Here is a 13,812-nt window from a genome sequence, read left to right on the forward strand (position 1 = left end):
CATGCTATGAAAGTTCAAGCATCAGTTAAAAAGATTTGTGGTAGCTGTAAAGTTGTGCGCCGTAAAGGCCGTGTACATATTATTTGTACAGCAGAACCTCGCCACAAGCAACGTCAAGGTTAATATTTAGTATTAGAAAACCTCTAGTTTTCGCTGCTAATTAAATTAATACTTGAAAAATAACGGCGGATGCGATATCATCCGCCACTTGCCGTGTTTATACAAAATCTTTTATAATAGAATCGATGAGCAGACTTATAGTCAAAACATCGATAATGACTATAAAAGCTCTAGTATTAACAGCAACAAATCTGAAGAGTAAAGCCTTATCGCTAGATAACGCTTATTTTTCTTTAATGGAGAGAAATCAATGGCTCGTATTGCCGGCGTAAACATTCCGGATAATAAGCATGCTGTTATTTCACTAACTTACATCTTTGGTGTAGGTCGTACCACTGCTCAGAAAATCTTAGAAGCAGTTGGCATCGCCCCTACTACTAAAGTCAGTCAGTTAGATGATACACAGTTAGATGCTATCCGTGCACAAGTTGCAAACTACATGACTGAAGGTGACCTTCGTCGTGAAGTTTCAATGAACATCAAGCGTTTAGTTGATCTTGGTTGTTACCGTGGCATCCGTCATCGTCGTAACCTACCAGTTAGAGGTCAGAACACCAAGAACAACGCTCGTACTCGTAAGGGTCCGACACGCCCTCTCAAAAGATAATTAACTTAGGAAGCTAAAAGATGGCAAAAGACACTCGCAGTCGCAAAAAGGTGGCTCGTCGTTCAGTATCGGAGGGCATTGCCCATATCCATGCGTCTTTTAATAACACCATTGTTACGATTACCGATCGTCAAGGTAATGCATTGGCTTGGGCCACTTCAGGTGGACAAGGCTTCCGTGGTTCACGTAAATCTACACCATTTGCAGCTCAGGTTGCAGCTGAAGTCGCTGGTAAAGCGGCCCAAGAATATGGTGTTAAGAATATCGATGTTTTGGTCAAAGGACCAGGACCGGGTCGTGAGTCTGCGGTAAGAGCACTAGGTGCATTGGGTTATAAAGTTAACAGCATCTCTGATGTAACCCCAATCCCACACAATGGTTGCCGTGCGCCGAAAAAGCGCCGCGTCTAATATTAAAGACGAAGCTTTTTATACTAAAAGCTTATAGGAGACATAACAATGGCCCGCTATATTGGACCAAAACTGAAATTATCACGTCGTGAAGGTACGGATTTAGGCCTTAAGTCTGGCGTTAAACCGTATGACGTAAAAACGAAGAAAGCTGGTCGTCCACCAGGTCAGCATGGCGTAAGCCGTAACAAGACCTCAGAATATGCTCTACAGTTGCGTGAAAAGCAAAAAGTTAAGCGTATTTATGGTGTACTAGAGCGTCAATTCGCGAACTACTATAAAGAAGCTGCTCGTAAGCGTGGCGCTACTGGTGAAAACTTGCTAGCAATGCTTGAGAGCCGTCTAGATAACGTTGTATATCGCATGGGCTTTGGCTCAACTCGCGCAGAAGCACGTCAGCTAGTCAGTCATCGTACTGTTATGGTAAAAAAAGCTGGCCGTGATGAGTTTGTTCGTGTGAACATTCCTTCAATTCAGCTTCAAGATGGTGATGTCATCGCTATCCAAGAGAAATCTCGCGAACAGCTACGTATTAAAAACGCTATCGAATTAGCGACACAACGTGGTATTCCAGAATGGCTTGATGTTGACCACAGCAAACTACAAGGCACGTTTAAACATGCGCCTGATCGTATTGATCTACCTGCTGAAATCAACGAAAGCTTGATCGTTGAGCTATACTCTAAGTAATGACGTAATGCTCAATGTTATGAAAATGGCATTGAGCAATTAACGTTAATTAAACCAGTTTAATAAATCGAGGTGACATCATGATGCTAAATGCAACTGAGTTTCTAACGCCGAATGCCATTAATGTGGATACGGTTAACGAAACGATTGCGAAAGTCACGCTCGAACCGTTAGAACGCGGCTTTGGGCATACCCTAGGTAATGCTCTGCGTCGCATCTTGTTATCTTCATTACCTGGTGCTGCAGTCATTGAAGCTGAGATTGATGGTGTTGACCATGAATACTCAACGCTTGAAGGCCTGCAAGAAGACGTACTTGATTTGCTTTTGAACCTAAAAGGCTTAGCAATTACGCTTCATGACCAAAATGAAGTATTTTTGACCTTGGATAAACAAGGTCCAGGCACTATTACTGCTGCAGACATCGCGTTGCCGCACAATGTTGACATCATCAATCCAGAATTGGTCTTGGGTACATTGAGCGATCGTGGTCATCTTAAGATGCGTTTGCGTGTAGTGATGGGTCGTGGATATGAGCCAGCAAACCAGCGCCGTGAAGATGGTGATACTAAAGCAATTGGACGCCTAAAGCTTGATGCAAGTTTTAGTCCTGTGCTTCGTGTTGCTTATCAGGTTGAGAACGCTCGTGTAGAGCAGCGTACTGATCTTGATCGTCTTATCATTGAGCTTGAAACTAATGGCACTATAGATCCAGAAGAAGCAATTCGTAAAGCAGCCACTATTTTACAACAACAGATTTCTATCTTTGTTGACCTAGAAGCTGAAGAAGCGCCTGAGCCTGTGAAAGAGAAAGAAGAGGTTGATCCGGTGCTATTACGCCCTGTGGACGATCTTGAACTAACGGTTCGCTCAGCCAACTGCTTGAAAGCTGAAAACATTTACTATATCGGTGATTTGGTACAGCGTTCAGAGACTGAACTTCTAAAAACCCCAAATCTTGGTAAGAAATCATTGACAGAAATCAAGGACGTATTAGCGTCTAAAGATTTAGAGCTCGGTATGCGCCTAGATAACTGGCCACCAGCTGATTTACGTGTTGATGATCGCTTTTCTTATCGTAGCCGTTAAACTTTAAGGATTTTTGACTATGCGCCATCGTAAGAGTGGAGTCAAGCTGGGTCGTACCGGCAGTCATCGTAAGGCAATGTTTCAGAACATGACTAACTCATTATTTGAGCATGAACTGATCAAAACAACTTTACCAAAAGCTAAAGAACTACGTCGCGTTGCCGAGCCATTGATCACTATGGCTAAAGAAGACAGCGTTGCTAACCGTCGTTTAGCATTCAGCCGTATGCGTAGCAAAGCTATGGTAGGCAAATTATTTGGCACGTTAGGTCCTCGTTACCAGACGCGTCCAGGTGGTTATTTGCGTATCGTAAAATGCGGTTACCGTGATGGTGACAATGCGCCAATGGCTTATGTAGAATTGGTTGATCGCGACTAGTTTTACATCTAAGACATATTTCATAAAAAAGCTCCAATGCAATTGGAGCTTTTTTTTGTCTTAAATTTGACTAAATATACTAGTAGTTGTTTAAAGCAATAATTAGCTGTTTAGAGTAATAACGAATCGACATTGGCCGCACCTTGTCTGATAATTTCAGGAACGCTACTTGTCATATCAACGATAGTAGTAAGCTTGGTTGTCTTTATACCTGCATTGATGAGACCGTCGATTTGATTACCTAGTAAGTCTTCAATCTCAAATGGGTCATCCAAAATATCGTCTTGATTAGGCAAAATCAGTGAGCTGGTCAAGATAGGTTCATCCATCGCTTCTAATAATGCTTGAGCAATAGGGTTGCTAGGTACACGAATACCAATGGTCTTTTTCTTTGCATGCGCTAGTTTTTTTGGTACATCCTTTGTCGCCGTCAAAATAAAGGTAATTGGGGCAGGGGTGTGGGCTTTCAGTTGTTTAAATTGCACATTATCAACTGTTGCATAATTGGCAATTTCGCTCAGGTCGCGGCACAGTAGCGTAAATTGATGCTTATCATCGAGTTCACGGATTTGCTTAAGTTTAGCTAGGGCATCCTTTGCACCCAAACGGCAACCAAAAGCGTAACTGGTATCCGTTGGGTAAATAATCAACTGATCTCTGCGTAATAGGTCAGCGGCTTGCTCAATGAGACGTGGCTGCGGATTATCGGGGTGAATATAGAAGACTTCCATAATGGTTCCTTATTTTATAATTATTGGTTTTTAATTGAGACAAATTTTTCATTAATTAGATGTGTTTCAATCATTAGTTATATTAGAAAAACTATTCTAGAACTAAAGCAGATCGATATCTTCAAAATACTACTTCAGTTATTAGTATAGCTTAAAGCAGATATAAGTTTAGTGGCAAGGCGTTACCAACCGTAGAAAATCGTTAATAAGTAGGAATGCTTAGTAATTTGAATTAAGCGCTAGTTTCAGATGAAGAAATGCAAGCGTTAAGTAACGCAGTCAGTAAAGTCTGAGCGTCACGCGGCAGAGTATTAGGTTTGGCTATATAGCTTTGGACTTGCTGATAGACATCAATAGCAAAGGTGCTACTACTGGTGTCGAAGTCGGCAAATAAGTTATCTTGTGAGACTTGGAAATTTCGCCCACACGCCAAGGTAAATAGACACTCTAATGCTTGAGGTTTGATTTCTACACGCTCAAATGCTTGCTGCTGCGCCGCTGATCGTCCATCAGGTGCATACCAATAGCCAAAGTCAGATAGTTGTCTACGAGCGTTACCAGCCACGCACCAATGACTCAGCTCTAGTAAACTCTTAACTATAAATGTACATTACTAAGTTATTGATTGATAAAGAAGTAATTGTAATGATGTAAAATCAGCTTCTTGATAAAAAAATGTACAATATTCCTCATAAAAGGAGATATTGTACATTAAGTGAGTCATTGGAATTATCACTTTTCAAAGCACTAAGAAGCTTATATTAGCCGTGTATATACAATCGAGACATATCAATATTTTATTTTTGATGAATAGATCGGGACTTTTTGTTGGTTCTTCTCTTAGTAGATATTCTTTGTTTTTTCAATAAAATTGGGAAGGCTAGAATATTTACTATAGTTATCATCGGCTGAATAGTAGCCTGATGAATATACTTCACATGACTGCTTTGAAATTTTAAAATTAAGTAAGTATGAATTTGCAATATGTAGTTAATAAACTAATTATCCCTTAACGTAGAAAAATCTGTATGCATTAATGTTTCTAAAGCTATTCTAGCCGTAGGAGGAGGATTCGTAATCATCTCTTGATAATTAACTTCTAAGTTTTTTAGAAACACCTCTGATATCGGTCGACCTGAAAAATCATCAAAGCTAGGTGAAAAATGTATACCTATAGCTTCACACATAGCCTTTTCTAAGCCTTGAGGTCTTGCTTCAACCAATTGAAATAGCTCTTGCTCTTCACTTGTTCTACCACATTCAGTATACCAGTAACCATAGTCATCTAATTTGCGTCGTTTTTGCCCTGCCAAACAGTAATGAGCAATTTCATGTAATAGGCTTCTTGGGTAGTTTTCTTTAAAAAAGATCTTCGCATTTGTATCTGCTTTTGGCGCTTCATAGTAGGGTTCATCTACTCCACCAATTATGGTTAGAGTAGGAAAAAGATGTTCAAATAAAATTTTTAGTTTGTTACACAAATGATCGTCATTCATAGGAATACTTTTAAGGCATCTTAATAGCCGTAATATGAGAAATAAAGCTTTAGAGAGGCTTTATTCATAGATTGTATTTGAGCTAAACAGGAACAAGATTAAGCTATTTATTAGATCTTTTCACTAATCTTATATGTGGAGAATCTGCTAACTCTCTTTGAAGTTCAAAATTCTGTCTTAGAATGTTAAGATAATCTTGCATTATAATGTCATATTCTTCTTTTATCATGTCGTATTTCAAATTAGCTTTGATTTTGAGCTCTTTTTCATGTTTTAACTTAGTAGAAGTATTAGGTTTTTCTTGAGCACGATTTTTGCGTTCTTCTTCCGCTTTTGTTATTGCTTCGCAAAGTTCTGGATATCTCTCATTACGGACATACCCTTTTCCTTTACCTGCCTCTCTACCTACAGCGTCTCTAGTAAACTTAAACCGTGATGACTTTGTATTGACAATTTTGGCTGTACCATCTTGTAGACGATTCAAAGCATCCCAATAAGCCTGTTCTGCCTGGCTAGTTTTCATGTTATTTCTCTTGATTTACTTCTAATACTGAAAGAAGACTGTCTATTTTTTTAATACTCACTTCGTATTCATGATGAACACGCTTTGGAATATCTAAAGTGAGTTGAGACTTATAAAAATCTTTAGTTTGTAGCAAAATACTTTTGGATTCTGGTGAAAACACCGCATTTTCACAGCTAATACAAGCAGATGCCAATACACCAGCACCTTTATCACAAGGTTTAATAGACATACATCCGCCAACTAAAGTAGATCGATAACGAATTTTGCCATTTTTGACTGCTTTCTTAGTACTATTTCTATTATCTAAGAACTTAGGAAGCTTATTCTCTACTTTTCTTTTTTGTAGATTTTTACCAGCTGCACCAGTTAGTGTCACCCTGCTATCTAACAATTCATGCAAATTATCTGACTCTACTCTTGCTTGGGCCTCCTGCCATTCCTTTTGCATAGCTTTGACTTCAGGGCCGTTGCCTAAAATATTTATCGCTCTAGAGTTTGAGTCCGTGTAATAGACTGTCATCATCATGCTTATATGTTTTAGCTGGGATTTAAGAGTAGGATATGAAACATAACCACTAGAAGCAGCATACACGGCTAAGGAGCGTCTAAACTGATGAAAGCCTAAAGGCCAAGGCTTACCTAATTTAATATTATTAGATATTTCATCGCCGTATAAAAATTGACTGACTTCCTTTAAGTCTTGTTCTGAAATTAATAAGTGCTCTGATGACATTATTTTTTGAATGAGGTTGCTATTTAAGGCAGTTGTTGCATAATCAAAATGCGGATGAGGCTTTCCAGATTTCCCATTTTCAATTGAAAAAAACAACGGTAACTTACTCTCATCTTCTGCCACCTGACTCTTATTAGCAGACCAGTTCAAAGCTCCTTGAGTGATAAATTTAGCTGCTTCAAAAGCTTCTTCAACAATTGAACCTGTTACCCATTTTGTAAATCTTGGTACTCCATTACTTTCCAATTTTGTTGTAGTTGACCATACTACAGGTATATTCCCAGTATCGGAATGAATATGTCTTAGCCCGTTGAAAGGGATAGATAGTAATTCATTTTTACGCATACCTGTAAACGCAGCTATAACAAAAGCGCTTTTCATCTGTATTTGACCTAAGCTGATTGTTAAACTTAACCAATTAGCATTCTTGATGATGTTTAAATCTGTTAATTCTGCTAAAATCTTAGTTAGCTTTGTATCTGTCTTCAAAGCAGTTTGCCAATAAAATCTGATTAAGCTTTTTTGTGATTTAGTAAGCTTACTCATAGGTACACTCTGATCTAATCTTAATGCTTCATCTCTTACTTTAGTACGTGCAGAAAAAACATATGAGATCTGCTCAGCGTGCTTATTAAAAACCTGCAAACTTTCAATGGTATCTTTTAGCAGGTTCTGATAAATACGTGAAGGAATGATCATGGTTTGAAGACTTTGAGAAGTCTCAGGGAAAGATTTTCTAGTCTTTCTTAGTTTGCTTGAAAATTCTTTTGAAGGTTGCATGTTACACCAAAAATTACTTTGATTTAAAACAGATGCTGTATCAATAAATCTTTGTATCTTGCCTAAATGCAAACCTATTTGTTTCTCCGTCGAACTATTAGTTACTAGGAAGTCGATTGCACTACTGTCAGTAAATATATTATTAAAGTCAATATTATTGTTTACACAGTAACTAATTAGGAAGGATATAGCGACTATATCACTATTCAATTTTGACATAGAACATCCATTCATCTCACAATTCCAATTGAGAGTAAATACCTTCAAAAACTTAACTGCTGATTTGAATTTTTTGCCGTCGGTATTAATAGATGAGGATAGGTTCCGAATTTTAGTTCTAAAATTAATAGTTCTATGTGAATTGCTAGTAGCACTATAGTCCCAAATATCATCAGAGAATAATGATAAAGCATCTCCACTCTTGGAAAGCGTTACAATCAAACCAGATGATGGGTTTTCGATTAGGTCTTTAGATATTGGTTGTATCTCTTTAACGAGGGGTTCACGCATCATTGTCTTGGTCATAAACTTAAGCTTTTTCTGTTAGATTCTGAGGCTACAGTGAGAAAATTTATATGCTCATCCCAATACTCATTATAAATTTGCATTTTTATTTTTTGTTCAGCATCATCAACGAGTTCAATTACTCTATTATCTTTTCCTTTAAGAATATTGATAATCTCGTCAATTCTAAATAGTGATGGTTCTATAGAGAGAAGATGATATTCAGGATCATCACGAATCATAGAAGACTTTAGTAGAGCCTCCTTCAAACTTAATAGTTTATGTATATCTTCAAAATCTATATGAATTGCAAAAAATTCACAGAACAAACAACTTTCAAATGTAGCACAGGAAGGGTTGGGGGCTTCATTATTAAAGCCCAATGCCTTAACAGGATCATTATCTGATAGGTTAGAACAAGATCCTGCTGGTATTTTCTCCGTATCATAGTTAGTTGAAGTCTTGATAGATATAGTTTGTTCATTAGTTCGATTAGACCTAAGAACTGCGGTAATCATTTTTTCGTGATAATGATTCATCTCTATTGCTTGAGACTCAATATCGATCGAAGTGTAAGATTTAGCTACTGTAGTTAAAGAGTTATTCAACTTCCTAGCTACTAATGACAAATTTCCTTTAGAATGTTTTATGTAGTATTCCGCACATAGGTTTCTAATGTCTCTAGCAGTAACCCTTTTAACCCCTTTAAAAAGTGGAGTATTGTCGTCAATAGAACTGACAGAGCTACGTGCAAAACGCTTTAATTGACGATGTTCTCCAATACGCATAAACAAGTATTCTTGACAGTCTCCAGGAAGATGAAGGTTATCAACCCACTCTCTAAGTTTCAAATACTGTATGAGATAACGTTTTAAGTGAGAAGGAGCGGAAAATTCAATCTGTCTACCTGCTCGATATTTATGTTTTTTAGCAAAAGTTGATAAGCCAAGGTTTTCCAAATTTAAATCAGATATTTTCAAATCAAGTGTGGGTTGTATATTAGCAGCAGTGAAAGAAAGGTAAATGTAATAAAAGCAATATGTACATAGGTTATAAGCATAAATTTTTCTAGAGTCTAAATTCTCATTGATCCATGTATTTCTGTTGTTTATTAATGTGTTTTTATAGAAATCTTTCTTAGTATGCTCACAATTATAATAATTTGATAAAGCATTTTTTACCTCATTAAAGGGTAAGGGTTCACCACTATTGTAGAAGCAATTAGGTAGTTTCTTTATGCCATATTTTCTAGTTGAATCCCAATAATAATCATTACTTGATGATTTTGCTAAAGTAATAGGTATAGGGTAGATTTTATTTAATATGGCGTATGAGAATTCATTAAAGTATGTAATGCAGGTTTGTAAGAAGTTTTTGAAGTCTTCTAATGAGGAGTCTCTTTCTTTACTGTTATGCCCCATATGACGATGCTTGGGAATAATACTAAGTATATCGATATCAGATAAGTTATAAGCGATTTTTATGAAATCTCTTGCAGTATTTAGCTTGTCATAAAGAGTTGTAGTGCTTATAGATTTTGCACCACTTAAACGCGCCTTTTGATAGAGATTAATTTGATAATATTTATAATTAGATGCTAAATCATCTAAAGTAAGAGGCTTAGAGCCTTCAAAATCACAAAAATCAAAAAAATATCTTAAATTATGAAGGTAACCTCGCACCGTTTCATCTCTCAACCCTTTTTGAAGGATTTCCCTAAGGTACCTTCTCAACCATTCTACACGTTCTATAGACAATGTTGATTCATCAACTAGGCCCGTAATATAGCTCTTAGTTTTATCTCGGGAATGACCAGAATCGTTCTCTCTATTGGTATAGCAGACTCTACCAATATCGACTTTAAAGGACACACCATCAGCTCTTGAACCTACAATTACTGTGTATTGAGGATCAACGATATCTTCTATTTGCTTAGTGCTTATCTCAATAAGCTGCCTGTCATTGAAAGAATTAGACATTATATTCGCCCTTATCAAATGTTACGCCGAACGTATCTTGTATATCATTGAATTCTTTTACTTCCGAGTCGAATTTTAGATAGGCCTCAGTGGTTGTTAGGCTTCTATGGTTTAACCTTTGTCTGACATGATCAAATATCTTAGAATCAGGGTATTCCTTAGCTCTAAGGTTTCTTACGATATTCATCCCATAGGTAGCACGCAAATCATGGAATGAAAAATTTTGAAGACTTGGTTCAAATTTTTGAACCTTGGAAATGAATTTTTTTAATTCATTTCTTAAAGATTGGCCGTTTTTAGGTACCATAACGGGCGCTTCAGTGTTCCAAACTGGTTTAGGGTTGTTACGATTACGATCTATAATTTCTCTTTCAGCAGTTAAATAGGGGTTTCCAGTTCGAGTTAAAAACACATAGTTATCGTCAGTATTTGCATAAAAGCTGTTTATATTTTGTCTTCTATGTTCCGCTCTTTCGCAATCTATATATGTTGCTAAATGATCAATTAGGTTACGTGAAAACATTAAGCGGTTTAGTCGCCCACCCTTTGAATCTGTTCTGTATTTATATCCAGTATTTATCACGGCATAATTTGAATCAGCATTTTGTTCTAAGTAGTGGAGAGCAGTTTTGATACAAGCAATAGAGAGAGTGCATACGCTTTGTTGTCTAGCTCCTGTTCCGAGAGCTATTCTTATCATTAGCTCTAACTCTATTGACGCATAGTTTTTATCAAATGCCCTGAAAATAATTTCTTGTTCTTCAGAGCTTAAAGGACGCAGACTGCCTCCATCTCTCAACTTACCTAGTGATGGTAAGGGTTTTCTGCTGCTTCTTAGCTTGAGATCATTTGTAATAACACTAATATTCCTCATTATTCCTACATTATTATGAATAGGTATAGAAACCTTCCTTTCTCTAAAGGGCTTATTCTCTATATCAGACTGAGATACGAATGATTGATGCTGTATATAATTATAGAAATGAGCAACAGAGGACAGAATGTTATTAATGTATTGAGAGCTAAAGTCGTGCTGTTCTATTACAGCCTGTAAAAAAGCTTTGAATTTGCGAGGAACTCTTTGCTGATACTGGGTAGGTAAGTCTAAAAAGTGTTGGTTACTATGTTCTAGGTACTGTAGATAGTATTTTAGGTGGATAGCTCTTGCGGATAACGTTTTCATATTTGAAAGCGCAGGAGTGTCTAGTTGTCCCATGAGATATAGGTTACCTATTTTCCAAGGTAAACCATCTGATTGAATGATAACAGGCATTCTGAAGTGATAATCTGAGTTAGCTAAAGAGCTAAAAGTGTAATCGTAATCATTAGCCTGAGCAGTCTTTGACCAATTTGCATTCTGCAATCTAAACCGTCTTAGATAAATTACTTTTGCATTAGAGTCAAAAAGGTCTTTAAGAGAAGGTTTCATCTCTTTTCTAGTTCACTGAGTTCTTTGGCTTTAAACATAAGCTTTTCTATATATTGAGATAACGAATGGAACTGGTTCTTTGCATCATTTATGGCAAAATTCTTAAGTTCTTTAGGTACCCGGACGTTCATCTGAACCTTCTGATTTGACATGTATTTACCTCTTTAGGGTTTGTTACATAATATGATAGCATTATGCTATCATTGCCGCAAGTTCCTTATGGTAATATTATTTGTTTTAAATTCAATATTCTATTTGGGCTTTAAAATGTCAAAAAATGTGCAGTTTAATTTAAGAATTCCTACTGAATTGAAAGCCCTGATCTCCGATGCCTCAAAAGTTAGTGGACGTTCAATTAATGCCGAGGCACAGTATCGACTAGAAAAATCTTTTGAAGGTCAAGAAGGAAGTTATATCGAAGCTATCGACGATTTAAAGAGTTTTTTTGATGCTCATTTACGTAGCGATCGCTTAAATCTACTATCTGGCAAACTAAATTTCCTCTTGAGTGAAGCTAAGGCAACTGATAGTTTTCATACCCCAAGTATTTCTAGAGTTGCTGAGGCCCTGGGATACAATAGTGTGGGCGTTACTGAGGATTGGTTTGAAGGGCGAAAAGAGCCATCGTTTAACGAATTAGAAAAATTAGCCACATACTTTGGATGCCAAAAGAATTGGCTCGTTCATGATGAAGGAAGGCCTTTCGCAAAAGAAACATTTGAGTTTGGTTATGATATTGAAGAGAATGCTAGAAGCTTATTAAAAGGTAATAATGAAGATGAGGTTAAGTTGGTCTGGTTTGCTCGGAACAATACTGAAAACGGTGAACTAGTTATTATCAAGCATTACGATAGTTGGCATGGTTTGGTTCTAGACTCTCGTGTGCATGTCAGTGACAAAGTAGGTATAGGTGGCTCTGAAGACAGAGCGCTCCTATCCTTAACATTAAAGTATCTTTGTAAGTACCATATCTCAAAGATCAGAGGAGCAATAGTTTCAGAACCAGACTTTAACGAATTAATTTGGGCCAAACAAAATCCGATCAAAGTAATTGATAAGTATCGTCACAATTCTTGGATTGAAGATATTTGGGATAGGTCAATGTATTCAAAGAAAGCTAATAGTTACTGGAAAGGATGGAGTGAGATGTGCATGTCTAATGAACTTTATATTAGTGGACATGAGATTTTATCTAAAATATCTATAAAGTAATTTGAGATAAAATAAGTATGCCATACTAGGGCGTGTCATCAATTAGCATAGATATTTCAGAATAAGCTATACTTAGATCGTATTTAGGAATTTGAGCTCAATGACTATGACAAGACGACATGCCCTACGTGATGACCAATGGGAGAGAATTAAAGACATTCTACCTGGTAAACCAAGTGACGTTGGTGTTACTGCAAAGGATAACCGCTTGTTCGTAGAAGCGGTTCTGTACCGTTACAAGACCGGCATACCTTGGCGTGACCTACCTGAACGCTTTGGCGACTTCAGAGTGATTCATACTCGTTTTAGTCGCTGGTCAAAAAAAGGCGTATGGAAGCAGGTTTTTAATCAACTCTCTGAACAATCCGATGACGAATATGCCATGCTAGATGCCACGATTGTTAAAGCCCACCAGCACAGTGCTGGAAAAAAAGGGATCAAGCCATTGGACGCAGCAAAGGTGGACTGAAGACTAAAATACATACTCGAACAGATGCATTAGGCAATCCTACTGGCTTTTATCTAACAGGTGGGGCAGCTCATGACCTGTGTGGCTCAGATGAATTGCTTGATGTCAGTATTAGCCAAACGTGGCTTGCCGATAAAGCTTACGATGCTGATGCCCGCGTTATTGAACCGATTAAAGCAGTGCAAGGTAATGCAGTTATACCATCTAAGTGTCATCGGCTGCAGCCAAGAGACTTCGATAAAGAGCTTTATAAAGCGAGGCACCTAATAGAGAACTTCTTTGCCAAGATTAAGCAGTATCGTGCGATTGCCACTCGCTATGATAAGTTAGCCAGTCATTTCCTTAGTGCCATTCACTTAGTTTCTTGTGTCGTTTGGCTTAATTGATGACACGCCCTAAAGAAAATCAATAAATATGGACGTGCAAGGTAGCCATTACTCGTGGTAATGCGCCTTTAGCAATGTTGCTTTATTGTAATGAAAATAAGGGCACTATACTAGCGTTATTGCGAGCAAATACTGATGTAAATAATAAGGTAAGTAGTAATAAATAATGCTAAACCAAGGATTTAGCGTCTATGTTAAAAAGGCTATTTAGTAAGATTGAAAAAGACAACGTCCTATTATCAAAGGACGTTGTCTTTTTAATGGGTAGAAATG

Annotated in this window: 13 protein-coding genes and 2 pseudogenes; 8 read left to right on the forward strand and 7 right to left on the reverse strand. The window is 37.3% G+C overall.

The features are described from left to right. Window positions 1-6: 6 nt before the first annotated feature. The 6 genes from rpmJ (at window position 7) to rplQ (ending at window position 3,294) form a co-directional block, all read left to right on the forward strand. Window positions 7-123, forward strand: a complete 117-nt coding sequence (gene rpmJ, locus B2863_RS02440) for a 50S ribosomal protein L36 (RefSeq protein ID WP_010196721.1) — start codon at window positions 7-9, stop codon at window positions 121-123. Window positions 124-370: 247 nt separating this feature from the next. Further along, entirely contained in the window at window positions 371-727 is a 357-nt protein-coding gene (rpsM, locus tag B2863_RS02445) for a 30S ribosomal protein S13 (RefSeq protein ID WP_021813384.1), read from the forward strand. A gap of 20 nt (window positions 728-747) precedes the next feature. Next, window positions 748-1,137, forward strand: a complete 390-nt coding sequence (gene rpsK, locus B2863_RS02450) for a 30S ribosomal protein S11 (protein ID WP_010196728.1) — start codon at window positions 748-750, stop codon at window positions 1,135-1,137. Between the two features lie 48 nt (window positions 1,138-1,185). After that, a complete protein-coding gene (gene rpsD / locus B2863_RS02455) occupies window positions 1,186-1,827 on the forward strand; it encodes a 30S ribosomal protein S4 (RefSeq protein WP_057758723.1) in 642 nt (213 codons plus the stop codon). 80 nt (window positions 1,828-1,907) lie between these two features. Further along, complete coding sequence (locus B2863_RS02460; RefSeq protein WP_021813386.1) at window positions 1,908-2,915, forward strand: DNA-directed RNA polymerase subunit alpha; 1,008 nt, start codon at window positions 1,908-1,910, stop codon at window positions 2,913-2,915. Between the two features lie 19 nt (window positions 2,916-2,934). Beyond that, entirely contained in the window at window positions 2,935-3,294 is a 360-nt protein-coding gene (rplQ, locus tag B2863_RS02465) for a 50S ribosomal protein L17 (RefSeq protein ID WP_021813387.1), read from the forward strand. 110 nt (window positions 3,295-3,404) lie between these two features. Here rplQ and B2863_RS02470 read toward each other — a convergent pair whose 3' ends face one another. The 7 genes and pseudogenes from B2863_RS02470 to B2863_RS02500 form a co-directional block, all read right to left on the reverse strand. Further along, entirely contained in the window at window positions 3,405-4,025 is a 621-nt protein-coding gene (locus B2863_RS02470) for an L-threonylcarbamoyladenylate synthase (protein ID WP_296207273.1), read from the reverse strand. A 232-nt stretch (window positions 4,026-4,257) separates the two neighbouring features. Next, window positions 4,258-4,629 (reverse strand): annotated as a pseudogene (locus tag B2863_RS02475) (elongation factor P hydroxylase); the annotation flags it as partial. A gap of 394 nt (window positions 4,630-5,023) precedes the next feature. Further along, a complete protein-coding gene (locus B2863_RS02480) occupies window positions 5,024-5,521 on the reverse strand; it encodes an elongation factor P hydroxylase (RefSeq protein WP_057758727.1) in 498 nt (165 codons plus the stop codon). A 103-nt stretch (window positions 5,522-5,624) separates the two neighbouring features. Then, window positions 5,625-6,044, reverse strand: a complete 420-nt coding sequence (locus tag B2863_RS02485; RefSeq protein ID WP_057758729.1) for a hypothetical protein — start codon at window positions 6,042-6,044, stop codon at window positions 5,625-5,627. Between the two features lies 1 nt (window position 6,045). Then, complete coding sequence (locus tag B2863_RS02490; protein WP_057758731.1) at window positions 6,046-8,085, reverse strand: hypothetical protein; 2,040 nt, start codon at window positions 8,083-8,085, stop codon at window positions 6,046-6,048. Continuing rightward, on the reverse strand, window positions 8,082-10,043 hold the full coding sequence (locus tag B2863_RS02495) for a hypothetical protein (protein WP_057758733.1): 1,962 nt from the start codon (window positions 10,041-10,043) through the stop codon (window positions 8,082-8,084). Before B2863_RS02495 ends, B2863_RS02490 begins: the two co-directional genes overlap by 4 nt. Beyond that, a complete protein-coding gene (locus tag B2863_RS02500; protein WP_057758735.1) occupies window positions 10,036-11,472 on the reverse strand; it encodes a tyrosine-type recombinase/integrase in 1,437 nt (478 codons plus the stop codon). Before B2863_RS02500 ends, B2863_RS02495 begins: the two co-directional genes overlap by 8 nt. Before the next feature lie 267 nt (window positions 11,473-11,739). On the opposite strand from B2863_RS02500, the gene B2863_RS02505 reads away from it, so the two are divergent. Together B2863_RS02505 and B2863_RS02510 are read left to right on the forward strand one after the other, a co-directional pair. After that, on the forward strand, window positions 11,740-12,684 hold the full coding sequence (locus B2863_RS02505; RefSeq protein WP_057758737.1) for an Arc family DNA-binding protein: 945 nt from the start codon (window positions 11,740-11,742) through the stop codon (window positions 12,682-12,684). 106 nt (window positions 12,685-12,790) lie between these two features. Then, window positions 12,791-13,539 (forward strand): annotated as a pseudogene (locus B2863_RS02510) (IS5 family transposase). The last annotated feature ends 273 nt before the right edge of the window (window positions 13,540-13,812 follow it).

Origin of the sequence: Psychrobacter sp. UBA3480 (assembly GCF_002377945.1) — a bacterium.
GTDB lineage: Bacteria > Pseudomonadota > Gammaproteobacteria > Pseudomonadales > Moraxellaceae > Psychrobacter.

Excerpts from the sequence above, each read along its gene's own strand:
- rpmJ (WP_010196721.1), top strand. The coding sequence starts at position 7 with ATGAAAGTTCAAGCATCAGTTAAAAAGATTTGTGGTAGCTGTAAAGTT.
- rpsM (WP_021813384.1), top strand. The coding sequence starts at position 371 with ATGGCTCGTATTGCCGGCGTAAACATTCCGGATAATAAGCATGCTGTT.
- rpsK (WP_010196728.1), top strand. The coding sequence starts at position 748 with ATGGCAAAAGACACTCGCAGTCGCAAAAAGGTGGCTCGTCGTTCAGTA.
- rpsD (WP_057758723.1), top strand. The coding sequence starts at position 1,186 with ATGGCCCGCTATATTGGACCAAAACTGAAATTATCACGTCGTGAAGGT.
- B2863_RS02460 (WP_021813386.1), top strand. The coding sequence starts at position 1,908 with ATGATGCTAAATGCAACTGAGTTTCTAACGCCGAATGCCATTAATGTG.
- rplQ (WP_021813387.1), top strand. The coding sequence starts at position 2,935 with ATGCGCCATCGTAAGAGTGGAGTCAAGCTGGGTCGTACCGGCAGTCAT.
- B2863_RS02470 (WP_296207273.1), bottom strand. The coding sequence starts at position 4,025 with ATGGAAGTCTTCTATATTCACCCCGATAATCCGCAGCCACGTCTCATT.
- B2863_RS02480 (WP_057758727.1), bottom strand. The coding sequence starts at position 5,521 with ATGAATGACGATCATTTGTGTAACAAACTAAAAATTTTATTTGAACAT.
- B2863_RS02485 (WP_057758729.1), bottom strand. The coding sequence starts at position 6,044 with ATGAAAACTAGCCAGGCAGAACAGGCTTATTGGGATGCTTTGAATCGT.
- B2863_RS02490 (WP_057758731.1), bottom strand. The coding sequence starts at position 8,085 with ATGACCAAGACAATGATGCGTGAACCCCTCGTTAAAGAGATACAACCA.
- B2863_RS02495 (WP_057758733.1), bottom strand. The coding sequence starts at position 10,043 with ATGTCTAATTCTTTCAATGACAGGCAGCTTATTGAGATAAGCACTAAG.
- B2863_RS02500 (WP_057758735.1), bottom strand. The coding sequence starts at position 11,472 with ATGAAACCTTCTCTTAAAGACCTTTTTGACTCTAATGCAAAAGTAATT.
- B2863_RS02505 (WP_057758737.1), top strand. The coding sequence starts at position 11,740 with ATGTCAAAAAATGTGCAGTTTAATTTAAGAATTCCTACTGAATTGAAA.